The organism is Pseudomonas kermanshahensis (genome assembly GCF_014269205.2).
GTDB classification, from domain to species: Bacteria; Pseudomonadota; Gammaproteobacteria; order Pseudomonadales; family Pseudomonadaceae; genus Aquipseudomonas; species Aquipseudomonas kermanshahensis.
Genome location: NZ_JABWRY020000001.1, coordinates 397,235 through 409,576 on the forward strand (window position 1 = coordinate 397,235; position 12,342 = coordinate 409,576).

The following is a 12,342-nucleotide window of genomic DNA, read 5'->3' on the forward strand; positions in this document are numbered from 1 at the left end:
TATGAGGAAACTGCTCGGCTTGGCGGCGGCTGCCGTCTTTACCTTGGGGCAAGCAGTGTCGGCGCAGGCGGCTGATGTTTCATTTTCGGTGGGGCAGACGGGTGACTCGACCATGGTCTACCGGCTGGGCCTGCAATCGAACTGGGACGCGAGCTGGTGGCAGACCAGCGTTGGCCGCCTGACCGGGTATTGGGATGGGGCTTACACCTACTGGGATGGCGACAAGACGGCGAGCAACCACAGCCTGTCGTTCGCACCGGTATTCGTTTATGAGTTTGCGGGGGATTCGGTAAAGCCCTATATCGAGGCCGGGATTGGCGTCGCGGCCTTTTCCAGCACCGAGCTTGAAAGCAATGAGCTGGGCTCGGCGTTCCAATTCGAAGACCGAATCGGTTTTGGTCTGCGCTTTGCGGGCGGGCATGAAATTGGTGTACGGGCCATTCACTATTCCAATGCTGGCATCAAGCAACCTAACGACGGCGTAGAGAGCTACAGCCTGCATTACCGCATGGCACTCTAAGCTGCCCCGCACCCTTGTAGGAGCAGCCTTTTGCTGCGAAGAGGCCGGTGATAACAGCCGAGATTCTTTGTAATTTCACCGGCCTCTTCGCAGCACAAGGCTGCTCCTACAGGTACAGCGTTTCCAGTACTTGACGGTGTAGAGAGTTACAGCCTGCACTACCGCATGGCACTCTAAGCTGCTCCTACAAGATCAGGGCCGTAGTGGCCACAAGCTGCTCAGGTCCAGCGTCTCCAGCACCAATTCCGGCTCGCGTTGCGGTAACCGCCGCAACAGTTCTTCGGCAGCACTCTGCGGCGTCCACGCCTCGGGTATCGCTTGCGCTGTTGTCACGGGTGTCTTCAACGATTGCGGCCCCACTACTGTCAAGCTGATCTGCAGCTTTTCCAGTACCTGACGTTGCTCGCGAAACCACTGGGCAGTGCTGTTCAAGCCGCTGGCAACCTGGGTGGGTGCAAACAGCTGCGAGGCCGAGTAGCGATTGAGGATGGCCATTACCTGAGGTGCATCACCCTTCGTCAGTAGCGGCAAGGCACTGGCCAGGCAACGTTCGCTGGCCACCAGGTTGCTGCTGGCGATGGCCTCGAACAGCTCGTCATCGGCCACGTCGTCGGCCAGGTAATCACTGGTGCCGGCATTGATGATCAGGCAATCCAGCGAACCCCAAGCATCCAGCAACAATGTGCTGGATGCATCGGCCTGTTCCAGTACCTGCAACTCCCCCGGCAGCCGCACCAACTGCGGGGCGAAACGTTCGCCCAGTGTATCCAGTGCTTCGCATTCCCTGGCACTGGCGGCCACCCGATGCCCTTGCTCGAGCAGCCGCTCTACCAAAGCCAGCCCTAATCCGTTACTGGCCCCTGTTACCCAGAAACTGCGAGTACTGTTCACGATACTGCCCCCTGATCCTGCCGGCGCGGAAGGCCTTTGAAGGCTTCCAATGCACGCTGGCGACTGCTGCCGAGATCGACTATTGGATTGTGATACGAATTAGGTGCAAAAAGATCCGCAGCCTTTACGGGCTGATGAATGGCTTTCTCATCCAGTGCTTGCAATTCCGGTACCCAGTGGCGAATGAATCGCCCTTGCGGGTCGAAGCGCTGAGACTGCGAAACCGGGTTGAAGATGCGGAAGTAGGGCACTGCATCGGTCCCGGTGGACGCGCTCCATTGCCAGCCACCATTGTTGGCCGCCAGGTCACCGTCTATCAGATGGCGCATGAAATGCCGTTCGCCTTTGCGCCAGTCGATCAGCAGGTTCTTGCTGAGAAACATGGCAACGATCATGCGCAGGCGGTTGTGCATCCACCCGGTGTCCAGCAACTGGCGCATGGCGGCATCGATGATCGGGAAGCCGGTGCGCCCCTGTTCCCAGGCCGCGAGGTCTTCAGGCGCATCGCGCCATGGCAAGGCTTCGGTGTGGGTGCGGAAGGCGCGGTGCCGGGAGACCTGGGGATAACCCGTCAGGATGTGCTTGTAGAACTCCCGCCACAGCAGCTCGTTAATCCAGGTTTGGACGCCCGTGCTGCCGCTGTCGAACTCGCCCCGGTTGCACGCCAGGGCGCCGTGCAGGCATTGCCGGGGCGAGATTACCCCAGCGGCCAGATAAGCCGAGAGCTGGCTGGTGCCCGGCTTGGCGGGGAGGTCGCGCAAGGAGTGGTAGTCCTCCACTGCTTCATCCAGAAAGCGCGTCAGGCGGCTCTGCGCCTCGGCTTCCCCTGCTGGCCAGTGGTCGCTCAAGGTGCGCGGCGGTGTGTCGAAGCCCTCTATTTGCTCGGGTATGGGGTCGCTGGCGATCTTCAGGGGCGACTGCGGTTTAACCCGAGGGGCTAACGCCGGGAGGCTGCGGTGCAAGTGTTCGAGGCAGTTTTTCTTGAATTGGCTGAAGACCTGGAAGTAGTCACCACTGCGAGTGAGGACCGTGCCTGGGCGGAAGAACAACTGGTCGAGGTAGCTGTGCGCCTGGATGGCTGACTGTTCCAGCAGTGCCCGCGTAGCCTGGTCGCGGCGCTCTTCGTTGATGCCGTACTCCTCGTTCCAGTGCACGCCCTCGACCCGGTGCTGACGGCAGGCGTCCAACACGGCCTGTGGCGCCTGATCCCACGTATCGACGGTGCGGATCAGCAACGGGATGTTGAGGGCCTCCAGCGACTGACGCAGCGTGCGCAGGTTGCGCAGCCAAAAGTCGACTTTGCAGGCGGCGTCGTCATGCGCCTGCCACTGGCCGGGGCTGACCAGCCACAGGGCAAGGGTCGGGCCGCGTTCGCAGGCTGCGCTCAAGGCGGTGTTGTCGTCGATGCGCAGGTCACTGCGCAGCCAGATCAGTTGCATGGTGCATTCATCTCTACAGGCCGGCGGCCATTGCCTTGAAGCACGCGCAATGCCGACTGTGGGGTATCGAACAGGAAGAGCTCGGGAAGGTCGAGGGCGTTCAGGTGGGCCTGATGCAGGGCGAGCGTGGCGCCGCCCAGCAGTTTTGGCCCCGGTATGCCTTGCAGCAGGCGCTGCAAGGCTTTGCTGTCGATGCGTGGCCCCAGGTGCAGCAGGAGGGCGCGCGGCTGCAGTGCGGCGATCGCCCGTTGCAGCTGTGGGCCGCCGACCGGCTGTTCCAGCACTTCGACAGGGATGCCATTGCTGCTCAGCAGCCAGGCGCATAGCCACAGCGCGGGGTCGAAGGCCTCCTCGCTGTCTTCGGCCAGCAGCACCGCTGGGCCTTGTAGCAGTTGGTTGTCGTGGTACACCCGGGCGCCGAGCTTGCTGCGCAGCCAGGTTTGGAAAAACACCTGTTCAAGCCGGGCATTGAAATAGTTGCGCCAGCGCAGCTCCAGGCTGTCGAGCAGGGGCAGCAGCAGTTGCTCGCACAGGGTGATGGCGGGGTACAGCGCCATGGCTTGGTTGAGTTGCTGGTCGAGTGCACGTTGCGAGAGGTTGGCGATGGCCTCGATCAACTGCGCCTGCCGGGCCTGCCAGTCGCTTTGCGGGGCGCTGCTGGTGGGTTTGTCGAGCAGCTCACGCACCTGGCCCACCGACGCGCCGCGCTGCAGCCAGGCCAGGATCGCTTCGACACGTTCGACCTGCTCGATGGAATACAACCGGTGCCCTTTAGCGGTGCGTTGCGGCTTGAGCAGGCCGTACCGACGTTCCCAGGCACGCAGGGTGACGGGGTTGACGCCGGTGCGGCGGGCGAGCTCGCCGATAGGCAGCAGGCTTTCAGACGGCATTACGAAGCCCCAGGCTCTCGGGGTGTGGTTGCAGGTAGGCTTGCTGCATCAGGTAAGGGTCGGGGTGTTTGCGCAGGTGATGCTTGAGCAAGGTCAGTGGCACGACCAGCGGCACCACGCCTTGTTGGTACTGGCTGATGAGGGTTTGCAATTCGGCCTTGTCCTGTGCGGTCAGGGCATCTTTGAAGTAGCCGCTCAGGTGCTGCAGCACGTTGCAGTGGGTGCCACGGCTGGCACAGCGACGTAGCGCTTGCATCAGCTCGCTGAAGTAACGTGGCCCGATCTCCTGTGGGTCGTCATCGCGGCTCATGGTGCCGAGCAGCCGCCCCAGCGTGCGGTAGGCTTGGGGGTTGTTGGCCATCAACAGGTACTTGTAGCGCGCATGAAAGCGCACCAGCGCGCCGCGGCTGAGGCCTTCGGCCAACAGCCGCTGCCAATCGGCATAGGCGTACACGCGGCTGATGAAGTTTTCGCGCAGCACAGCATCGTGCAGGCGGCCTTCCTCTTCCACCGGCAGGTCCGGACGCAGGCTGCAGAAGGCCTGGGCGTACACGCCGCGGCCGCCATGGAAGGCGGGGTGGCCGTTGTCCTGGTAGACCTTGACCCGCTCCAGGCCGCAGGAGGGCGACTTCTGCATGAAGATGTAGCCGCAGATATCATCGAGCTCGCCGGCCATCTGCTCGCCATAGGTGCGCAGCGGGCCGGTCAGGTCCATGCCGGGGTTGCGGGTGCCGACCACTTCGGGTTGCTCAGGGTTGCCGACCAGGCGGATAGGATCGCGTGGAATGCCGAGGCCGATAGCCACTTCTGGGCAAACGGGCACCCATTCGAAATGCGCTTCCAGTTGTGTGCGGCACAGATCAGAGGCCTTGTGCCCGCCGTTGTAGCGCACACTGTGGCCGGTCAGGCAGGCGCTGATCGCGATGCGAGGCTTGCTGTGGGCGGTGGCGGCTTGCATGGCTGTCTCCGGAAAACCTGTACGTGAAATCAAATTTGTACAAGTTTATTCCAGCACAGCTACGGAGTTATGCAAACAAGTTTTTTTGTACAGGTTCAGCGCCCGCTCAGTCGAGGTGTTCCAGCAGCCGTCGGGCCGCTTCCTGGCCGCTCAGCCAAGCACCTTCGACCCGCCCGGACAAGCACCAGTCGCCACAGGCATACAGGCCTTGATCCGCATCGGCCAAGGCGCCCCACTCGTGGTTGCTGGTGGGGCGTGCATACAACCAGCGGTGGGCGAGGGCGAACGTGGGGGCCGGTACCACGCAGCCGACCAGTTCGGCGAACTCGCCCCACAACTGCTCGATCACTTCTTCCTTCGACAGGTCGATGTGCTGCCGGCTCCAGTGCGACGTGGCATGCAGCACCCAGGTATCGAGGTGCTCGTCCCGCCCTGGCTTGCTGCGGTTGCGGGCCAGCCAGTCGAGCGGGTTGTCCTGCACGAAGCAGCCTTGCATCGGGGTGTCCAATGGGGTCTGGAAGCCCAGGGCAACCGCCCAGGTGGGCTCCATCTGCACGCCTGCGGCGACCGCAGCGAGTTTGGGGGTCGAGGCCAGCAGCGGCGTGGCCTGTGGCGCCGGCACGGCGATTACCACGCGGCTGAATGGGCCGTGGCTGCAGCCTTCGGTGTCTTGCAGGTGCCAGTACTGTTTGCCGCGGAACACTTCAGCGATGCGGCAGCCAAAGTTGACGGTCACATCCTTGAGCAGGCCACGGGTAATGGCGCTCATGCGGGGTACGCCGACCCAGCGAGTCTGCTCGTCTGGGGAGGGGGTGAGTTCGCCATCGCGGTAGTTGTACAGCTGCGGCTTCCACTGCTCGGCCCAACCGGCGGCTACCCATTGCTGGACCTGTTCGACGAAGCGCCGATCACGGGCAGTGAAGTACTGGGCGCCCAGGTCCAGCGCGCCAGCATCGCTGCGCTTGCTGGCCATGCGCCCGCCACTGCCGTGGCCTTTGTCGAATAGGTGTACGGATTGCCCGGCCTTTTGTAGCGCCTGGGCGGCGGACAGACCGGCGATACCGGCACCGATGATGGCAATAGGTACTGTCATGATGGCCTCTTCAAACCTTGCTGTGAGCAGACTACGCTGTCAGGCAAACCTGTACAATGCACAACTTTTGTATAAGGTTATTCCGCTTTATAGAGCAGGTTGGCCTATGTTTATCCGAGAGCGTCGGGTCAAAAAAGTGCCTTGATCTTAAAAATAGACCACAGCCGCATTCTGCGAGGACACAGCCATGCATATATTGCTGACAGGCGGCACTGGCTTGATTGGCCAGCACCTGTGCCAGTTCTGGCTCGGCCAGGGCCATCGCCTCACGGTCTGGAGCCGCCGACCGGAGCAGGTGCCAAAACTGTGCGGTAGCGGGGTGCGCGGTATCGCCCAGCTGGACGAACTGCAAGCGGATGATCACCTCGACGCGGTCATCAACCTGGCGGGTGCGCCGATCGCCGACCGGCCCTGGACCGGAGCCCGGCGCAACCTGTTGTGGGCCAGCCGTATCACGCTCACCGAGCAACTGCTGGCATGGCTGGGTGCGCGTGAGCAGCGCCCTGAGGTGCTGATTTCCGGTTCTGCGGTGGGTTGGTATGGGGATGGCGGTGAGCGTGAACTCACCGAGGCGTCCCAGCCGGTGCGCGAAGATTTTGCCAGCCAGTTGTGTATCGCCTGGGAAGAAACAGCCCAGCGTTCGCAAGCTCAAGGCATCCGCGTGGTGCTGGTGCGCACTGGGCTGGTACTGGCCAGCGATGGCGGCTTTTTGTCGCGCCTGCGGTTGCCCTTCAAGCTCGGGCTGGGCGGACCGTTGGGCGATGGTCGGCAGTGGATGCCGTGGATCCATATAGACGACCAGGTCGCCCTGATTGATTTTCTCTTGCAGCATAAGGACACCAGCGGTCCTTATAATGCCTGCGCCCCAGAGCCTGTGCGCAACCGTGAGTTCGCCAGGCGGCTGGGCCGTGCGATGCACCGGCCGGCGCTGCTGCCTGTGCCTGCGCTTTTGCTGAAGGCCGGGCTCGGCGAGCTGTCGACGCTGCTGCTCGGCGGCCAGCGGGCGCGCCCGGTGCGCTTGCTGGCGGCAGGTTTCACTTTCCGTTTCAACGATCTGCAATCGGCCCTGGACGACCTGTCCAGCCGCCTCTGACATAGGACGCTGCATGACCGATCACGCCCTGCTGCTGGTTAACCTGGGATCCCCGGCCTCCACTTCGGTGGCCGATGTGCGCCGTTACCTCAACCAGTTCCTGATGGACCCGTACGTGATCGACCTGCCTTGGCCGGTGCGGCGCTTGCTGGTGTCGTTGATTCTGATCAAGCGCCCGGAACAGTCGGCGCACGCCTACGCGTCGATCTGGTGGGACGAAGGCTCGCCACTGGTGGTGCTGACCCGCCGCCTGCAGGCTGCGATGGTCGAGCACTGGCCCCATGGCCCGGTGGAAATCGCCATGCGTTACGGCCAGCCGGCGTTGCCCGAAGTGCTGGAGCGCCTGGCAGCTCAGGGCGTGCGCAAGGTCACCTTGGCACCGCTTTATCCACAGTTTGCAGACAGTACGGTGACCACCGTGGTGGCGTTGGCCAAACAGACGGTCAGCGAGCGCCAGTTGCCGTTGCAGATGCGCGTGCTGCAGCCGTTCTACGACCATCCCGAGTACATCGAGGCGCTGGTGGCCAGCGCCAAGCCTTACCTGCAGCAGGATTACGACCACCTGTTGCTGAGTTTTCATGGGCTGCCGGAGCGGCACCTGAAAAAGCTCGACCCCACCGGTAAGCATGATTTTCAGGCGGCCGATTGCTGCAAGGACGCCAGTGCCGAAATGCGCGCCGTGTGTTATCGCGGGCAGTGTTTGGCCACGGCCAAGGCCTTTGCGCAGAAAATGGGCATACCAGATGGCAAGTGGTCGGTGTCGTTCCAGTCGCGCCTGGGGCGCGCCAAGTGGATCGAACCCTATACCGAGACGCGGCTGGACGAGTTGGCCAAGGCGGGGGTGAAGAAGCTGCTGGTGATGTGCCCGGCGTTCGTTGCCGATTGCATCGAAACGTTGGAAGAGATCGGCGATCGCGGCAAAGAACAATTCATCGAGGCAGGGGGCGAGGAATTGCTGCTGGTGCCGTGCCTGAATGATCACCCAGAGTGGGTGAAGGTGCTGGCGGGGATGTGCGAAAAAGCCTGAATGAGTCCGCCCTTGTGGGGGCGGCCTTGTGCTGCGAAGAGGCCGGTGATGACACAGAAGATTGATGTGTTTTCAACGGCCTCTTCGCAGCACAAGGCTGCTCCTACAGGGGAGGCGTTTTGCGGCAGGAGCGCGTGGCAATCAAGGCAGCTGATCATCCAGCTTCTTGTTCTTCCAGCCATCATTGCCCGGCAGGATCAGGTTCAGGGCAATGGCCACCACGGCGCACAGGGCGATGCCCTTCAGGCCCCAGTCGTCCGGGCCGTCACCGCTGCCGATCAACACGCCGCCAATACCGAACACCAGGGTCACCGAAACGATCACCAGGTTGCGCGCCTCAGCCAGGTCGATCTTGTGGCGGATCATGGTGTTCATGCCCACCGCCGCAATCGAGCCGAACAGCAGGCACAGAATGCCGCCCATGACCGGTACCGGAATGCTCTGCAGCAGCGCGCCGAACTTGCCGATGAAGGCCAGGGTAATAGCAAACACCGCCGCCCAGGTCATGATCTTCGGGTTGTAGTTCTTGGTCAGCATCACCGCGCCGGTCACTTCGGCGTAGGTGGTGTTGGGTGGGCCACCGAACAGGCCGGCAGCCGTGGTCGCCAGGCCGTCACCCAGCAGGGTGCGGTGCAAGCCAGGCTTTTTCAGGTAGTCGCGTCCGGTGACGCTGCCCACCGCAATCACCCCGCCGATATGCTCGATCGCCGGTGCCAGGGCTACCGGCACGATGAACAGGATGGCCTGCCAGTTGAACGCCGGCGCGGTGAAGTTGGGGATCTCCAACCACGGTGCAGCGGCAATCTTGGCCGTGTCTACCACGCCAAAGGCAAACGCCAGGGCAAAGCCCACCAGCACGCCGGAGATGATCGGCACCAGGCGGAAGATACCCTTGCCGAAAACTGCGACGATCAAGGTAGTCAGCAGTGCCGGCATCGAGATCAGCATGGCGGTCTTGTAAGGCATCAGCGCAGCACCGTCACCGCCCTTGCCCATGGCCATGTTGGCAGCGATGGGCGCCATGGCCAGGCCAATCGAGATGATCACTGGGCCAATCACCACAGGCGGCAGCATGCGGTCGATGAAACCGGTGCCTTTGATTTTTACCATCAGCCCCATGAAGGTGTAGACGAAGCCTGCGGCCATTACGCCGCCCATGGTTTCGGCCAGGCCGAACTGGCCCTTGGCAAGGATGATCGGGGTGATGAAGGCAAAGCTGGATGCCAGGAACACCGGGACCTGACGGCCGGTGACCAGCTGGAACAGCAGCGTGCCGATACCGGCGGTGAACAGCGCGACGTTCGGGTCGAGGCCGGTGATCAGTGGCATCAGCACCAGCGCGCCAAATGCCACAAAGAGCATCTGCGCGCCCGAAACGACCTGGCGCCAAAGCGGGTCGTTGAAGCCGTCCTGCATGGTCAGGCGTCCTTTTGCTTGGTGCCGAAGATCTTGTCGCCGGCATCACCCAGGCCTGGCACGATGTAGCCGTGCTCGTTCAGGCGCTGGTCGATCGAAGCGGTGTAGATCTGTACATCCGGGTGGGCTTTTTCCACCACATTGATGCCTTCGGGTGCGGCGACCAGCACCATGGCGCGAATCTCTTTGCAGCCAGCTTTTTTCAGCAGGTCGATGGTGGCGACCATCGAGGCGCCGGTGGCCAGCATCGGGTCGATGATCAGGGCCAGACGCTGGTTGATGTCCGGCGCGAGCTTTTCCAGGTAGGTGTGGGCTTCGAGGGTTTCTTCGTTGCGCGCGACGCCGACGGCACTGACCTTGGCACCCGGAATCAGGCTGAGCACGCCGTCGAGCATGCCGATGCCGGCGCGCAGGATCGGGACGACGGTAATCTTCTTGCCGGCGATTTTTTCGACCTGTACCTTGCCACACCACCCGTCGATCTCGTAGGTTTCCAGTGGCAGGTCCTGGGTGGCTTCATAGGTCAGAAGCGCGCCGACTTCCTGGGCAAGTTCGCGAAAATTCTTGGTGCTGATGTCGGCACGGCGCATGAGGCCGAGCTTGTGGCGGATCAGCGGATGGCGGATCTCACGAGTGGGCATAGGGGGGGCTCCGAAAGGCGGGCAAAAAAACCGCGCTAGATTAATCTATTCAGCCTGTGCTGTCGTGTAGTCCTTTTGGACGTTAGTCCATAAATGCTTGATCTGTGGCGAGCGGATGCGTACCTTTGCCCGCTTTTCCAAAATACCCCCCCTGGAGAGCGCAATGTCCGCCGATCTCGAGCACATCCGTCAAGTCATGCGCGAAGCAGACTGTCTGTACACCGAAGCCGAAGTCGAAGCGGCCATCGCCAAGGTCGGCGAGCAGATCTGCAAAGACCTGCACGACAAGAACCCGGTGGTCTTCTGCGTGATGAACGGCGGCCTTATCTTCTCGGGCAAGCTGCTGACCCACCTGCAGTTCCCGCTGGAAGCGTCGTACCTGCACGCCACCCGCTACCGCAACCAGACCAGCGGCGGCGAGTTGTTCTGGAAAGCCAAGCCAGAAGTCTCGTTCATCGACCGTGACGTGCTGATCGTCGACGATATCCTCGACGAAGGCCACACCCTCAGCGCCATCATCGAGTTCTGCAAGCACGCCGGTGCGCGCTCGGTGCACACCGCGGTGCTGATCGACAAGGACCACGACCGCAAAGCCAGCCCGGACCTTAAAGCCAACTACGTCGGCCTGCCCTGCGTCGATCGCTACATCTTCGGCTATGGCATGGACTACAAGGGCTACTGGCGTAACGCTAACGGCATCTTCGCCGTCAAGGGGCTGTAACCATGCGCCAGCCCGCGTTCATCGACCAATCGCTGTTCGCCGAGCTGGCGCAGAAGGCTGCCGCCAACCCTCGCGGGCGGCAGCACCATAACTTCCATGAGATGGAAGAGCCTTGCCACCGCATGGCAGTCGGGCTGCAGCCGACGACCTACATCCCACCCCATCGGCACCTGAGCGACGACAAGGCCGAAGCACTGATCGTGCTCAAGGGGCGCCTTGGCCTGCTGATCTTTGATGAGCACGGTGCGCTGACTGAAAAGCGGGTGCTGCAGGCGGGCGGCGATTGCCTGGGTGTAGACCTGGCGCCCGGTACCTACCACGGGTTGGTGGTACTGGAGCCGGACAGCATCCTCTTCGAGTGCAAGGCAGGGCCGTACCGGCCAGTGGGCGAGGGCGAGCATGCCCACTGGGCGCCGCGTGAAGGCGAGGCCGGCGTGGCCGAGTACCAGGCCTGGATGCGCGCCCAGTTCGATTGATATTGCCAATAATGGTATGCATGCGGGCTCAACGGTAGGAGCGGCCTTGCGTCGCGAAAGGGCTGCGCAGCAGCCCCGGCAATTTCAGCTGTGAAGCATAAATCGTAGGGCTGCTGCGCAGCCCTTTCGCGACGCAAGGCCGCTCCTACAAGAGCCAGCGCAGGCCATGCTAGAGTGCGCCTTCATTCAAGGAGCCTCACATGCGTGCGATTCTTCCCCTCCTGCTGGCGGTCAGCCTGCCTATCTGTGCCGCCCCGCTGCACAGCCAGTTTCTGCCGCCTGACGACCTGTCTCTGCGCCAGGAAGCGCCGACCGGTCAGCAACTGCTGCAAGTGACCGATTATGCAGTGGTGGTCGGTGCCCAGCGCCAGTCCGACCAGCAACCAATCCCCATCACCGCATCGTTGCAAATGCGCCTCAAGGGCAAGCCGCTGAGCAAGGGCGCCACCATCGCCCAGGTGCTGCTGACCTTTGATGGTGAAGCCGGCAAAAGCTTGAAAAAGCCCGTCTATGACGAGAAAACTCGCACCTTGAGCCTCAACTACCCGGTCAGCGATTACCGCGTGATCATGGACCTGCTGCGCAACGAAACGCTCTACGTGCAGTTTTTGACCTACGGCAACGGCCATATCTGGGCCGACCTGCACACCGGCACCGTACGTACGCGTTGAGGCGCGCGCCCTGCGGGGGGTAAACTGCCGGCCTTCGAAATTCCGTGATGGTCCAGTTGGAGTCGGCAATGCGTAAAGACAAGAAACAGGTAATCGGTGACGAAATCAGCGACGACTACATCAAGTCGTTCCTTCAGTTCGAGCCGGCCGATGGCGTGACTTCGCCGTCGCTGCACAAGCTGGTCAAGGCTTACCGTGGCCTGCGTGTCGACGACTTCGAGCGTTTCGTCGGCTTCTTCGTCGAAGCGGGCCTGGACCTGGATGGCAAGGACGAGCACGGCAAGACCTTCGTCGAACAGATCGCCGACCAGCGCAACGCCCCTGAGTACATCGAGATCATCGATAAAGCCCGCGGCTGATTGTTAAGCCTGTACTGGTCTCTTCGCGGGCAAGCCCGCTCCCACAGGTATTGCACCGCTCTCAAGATCTGTGAAACGCCTGTGGGCTTGCCCATGAAGAGACCGGCACAGGCCAAAACGCAGGCACAAAAAAACGCCCCGAGGGGC

14 protein-coding genes are annotated in these 12,342 nt (G+C 62.2%); 7 read left to right on the forward strand and 7 right to left on the reverse strand.

Annotated elements, in window-relative coordinates; genetic code table 11:
- Position 1 precedes the first annotated feature (1 nt).
- On the forward strand, positions 2 to 520 hold the full coding sequence (locus HU764_RS01930; RefSeq protein WP_099428312.1) for an acyloxyacyl hydrolase: 519 nt from the start codon (positions 2 to 4) through the stop codon (positions 518 to 520).
- Positions 521 to 712: 192 nt separating this feature from the next.
- On the opposite strand, the gene HU764_RS01935 is transcribed toward HU764_RS01930, so the two are convergent.
- From HU764_RS01935 to HU764_RS01955, 5 genes are all read right to left on the reverse strand, one after another.
- Positions 713 to 1,411: an SDR family NAD(P)-dependent oxidoreductase gene (locus tag HU764_RS01935; RefSeq protein ID WP_186703616.1), complete on the reverse strand. Its 699-nt coding sequence runs from the start codon at positions 1,409 to 1,411 to the stop codon at positions 713 to 715.
- The gene (gene phrB / locus HU764_RS01940; RefSeq protein ID WP_186681736.1) at positions 1,408 to 2,850 is read right to left on the reverse strand and encodes a deoxyribodipyrimidine photo-lyase; all 1,443 of its coding nucleotides are present in this window, start codon (positions 2,848 to 2,850) and stop codon (positions 1,408 to 1,410) included. The genes HU764_RS01935 and phrB overlap by 4 nt, the downstream gene beginning before the upstream one ends.
- The gene (locus HU764_RS01945; RefSeq protein WP_186681739.1) at positions 2,841 to 3,740 is read right to left on the reverse strand and encodes a MerR family transcriptional regulator; all 900 of its coding nucleotides are present in this window, start codon (positions 3,738 to 3,740) and stop codon (positions 2,841 to 2,843) included. The genes phrB and HU764_RS01945 overlap by 10 nt, the downstream gene beginning before the upstream one ends.
- Positions 3,730 to 4,698, reverse strand: a complete 969-nt coding sequence (locus HU764_RS01950; RefSeq protein ID WP_186681741.1) for a YbgA family protein — start codon at positions 4,696 to 4,698, stop codon at positions 3,730 to 3,732. Before HU764_RS01950 ends, HU764_RS01945 begins: the two co-directional genes overlap by 11 nt.
- A 106-nt stretch (positions 4,699 to 4,804) precedes the next feature.
- Complete coding sequence (locus tag HU764_RS01955; protein ID WP_085274103.1) at positions 4,805 to 5,791, reverse strand: NAD(P)/FAD-dependent oxidoreductase; 987 nt, start codon at positions 5,789 to 5,791, stop codon at positions 4,805 to 4,807.
- 187 nt (positions 5,792 to 5,978) lie between these two features.
- Here HU764_RS01955 and HU764_RS01960 point away from each other — a divergent pair, with 187 nt between their 5' ends.
- Both HU764_RS01960 and hemH read left to right on the forward strand, forming a co-directional pair.
- Entirely contained in the window at positions 5,979 to 6,884 is a 906-nt protein-coding gene (locus tag HU764_RS01960; RefSeq protein ID WP_027594464.1) for a TIGR01777 family oxidoreductase, read from the forward strand.
- A gap of 13 nt (positions 6,885 to 6,897) precedes the next feature.
- Positions 6,898 to 7,911 carry a ferrochelatase gene (gene hemH / locus HU764_RS01965; protein WP_099428319.1) on the forward strand — a complete coding sequence of 338 codons (1,014 nt, stop codon included), beginning with the start codon at positions 6,898 to 6,900 and terminating at the stop codon, positions 7,909 to 7,911.
- 141 nt (positions 7,912 to 8,052) lie between these two features.
- On the opposite strand, the gene HU764_RS01970 is transcribed toward hemH, so the two are convergent.
- Complete coding sequence (locus tag HU764_RS01970) at positions 8,053 to 9,327, reverse strand: uracil-xanthine permease family protein (RefSeq protein WP_027594462.1); 1,275 nt, start codon at positions 9,325 to 9,327, stop codon at positions 8,053 to 8,055.
- A gap of 2 nt (positions 9,328 to 9,329) precedes the next feature.
- Complete coding sequence (gene upp, locus HU764_RS01975; protein ID WP_027594461.1) at positions 9,330 to 9,968, reverse strand: uracil phosphoribosyltransferase; 639 nt, start codon at positions 9,966 to 9,968, stop codon at positions 9,330 to 9,332.
- 163 nt (positions 9,969 to 10,131) lie between these two features.
- Between upp and HU764_RS01980 the strand changes: the two genes are divergently transcribed.
- The 4 genes from HU764_RS01980 to HU764_RS01995 all read left to right on the forward strand — a co-directional run bounded on the left by HU764_RS01980 (position 10,132) and on the right by HU764_RS01995 (position 12,195).
- On the forward strand, positions 10,132 to 10,689 hold the full coding sequence (locus HU764_RS01980) for a hypoxanthine-guanine phosphoribosyltransferase (protein ID WP_016501490.1): 558 nt from the start codon (positions 10,132 to 10,134) through the stop codon (positions 10,687 to 10,689).
- A gap of 2 nt (positions 10,690 to 10,691) precedes the next feature.
- Complete coding sequence (locus HU764_RS01985; RefSeq protein ID WP_099452908.1) at positions 10,692 to 11,165, forward strand: WbuC family cupin fold metalloprotein; 474 nt, start codon at positions 10,692 to 10,694, stop codon at positions 11,163 to 11,165.
- Between the two features lie 200 nt (positions 11,166 to 11,365).
- On the forward strand, positions 11,366 to 11,836 hold the full coding sequence (locus HU764_RS01990; RefSeq protein WP_027594458.1) for a hypothetical protein: 471 nt from the start codon (positions 11,366 to 11,368) through the stop codon (positions 11,834 to 11,836).
- Positions 11,837 to 11,904: 68 nt separating this feature from the next.
- Positions 11,905 to 12,195: a PA4642 family protein gene (locus tag HU764_RS01995; RefSeq protein ID WP_003247360.1), complete on the forward strand. Its 291-nt coding sequence runs from the start codon at positions 11,905 to 11,907 to the stop codon at positions 12,193 to 12,195.
- The last annotated feature ends 147 nt before the right edge of the window (positions 12,196 to 12,342 follow it).

Coding starts and splice junctions, on each gene's coding strand:
- HU764_RS01930 (WP_099428312.1), top strand. CDS start 2: ATGAGGAAACTGCTCGGCTTGGCGGCGGCTGCCGTCTTTACCTTGGGG.
- phrB (WP_186681736.1), bottom strand. CDS start 2,850: ATGCAACTGATCTGGCTGCGCAGTGACCTGCGCATCGACGACAACACC.
- HU764_RS01945 (WP_186681739.1), bottom strand. CDS start 3,740: ATGCCGTCTGAAAGCCTGCTGCCTATCGGCGAGCTCGCCCGCCGCACC.
- HU764_RS01950 (WP_186681741.1), bottom strand. CDS start 4,698: ATGCAAGCCGCCACCGCCCACAGCAAGCCTCGCATCGCGATCAGCGCC.
- HU764_RS01955 (WP_085274103.1), bottom strand. CDS start 5,791: ATGACAGTACCTATTGCCATCATCGGTGCCGGTATCGCCGGTCTGTCC.
- HU764_RS01960 (WP_027594464.1), top strand. CDS start 5,979: ATGCATATATTGCTGACAGGCGGCACTGGCTTGATTGGCCAGCACCTG.
- hemH (WP_099428319.1), top strand. CDS start 6,898: ATGACCGATCACGCCCTGCTGCTGGTTAACCTGGGATCCCCGGCCTCC.
- HU764_RS01970 (WP_027594462.1), bottom strand. CDS start 9,327: ATGCAGGACGGCTTCAACGACCCGCTTTGGCGCCAGGTCGTTTCGGGC.
- upp (WP_027594461.1), bottom strand. CDS start 9,968: ATGCCCACTCGTGAGATCCGCCATCCGCTGATCCGCCACAAGCTCGGC.
- HU764_RS01980 (WP_016501490.1), top strand. CDS start 10,132: ATGTCCGCCGATCTCGAGCACATCCGTCAAGTCATGCGCGAAGCAGAC.
- HU764_RS01985 (WP_099452908.1), top strand. CDS start 10,692: ATGCGCCAGCCCGCGTTCATCGACCAATCGCTGTTCGCCGAGCTGGCG.
- HU764_RS01990 (WP_027594458.1), top strand. CDS start 11,366: ATGCGTGCGATTCTTCCCCTCCTGCTGGCGGTCAGCCTGCCTATCTGT.
- HU764_RS01995 (WP_003247360.1), top strand. CDS start 11,905: ATGCGTAAAGACAAGAAACAGGTAATCGGTGACGAAATCAGCGACGAC.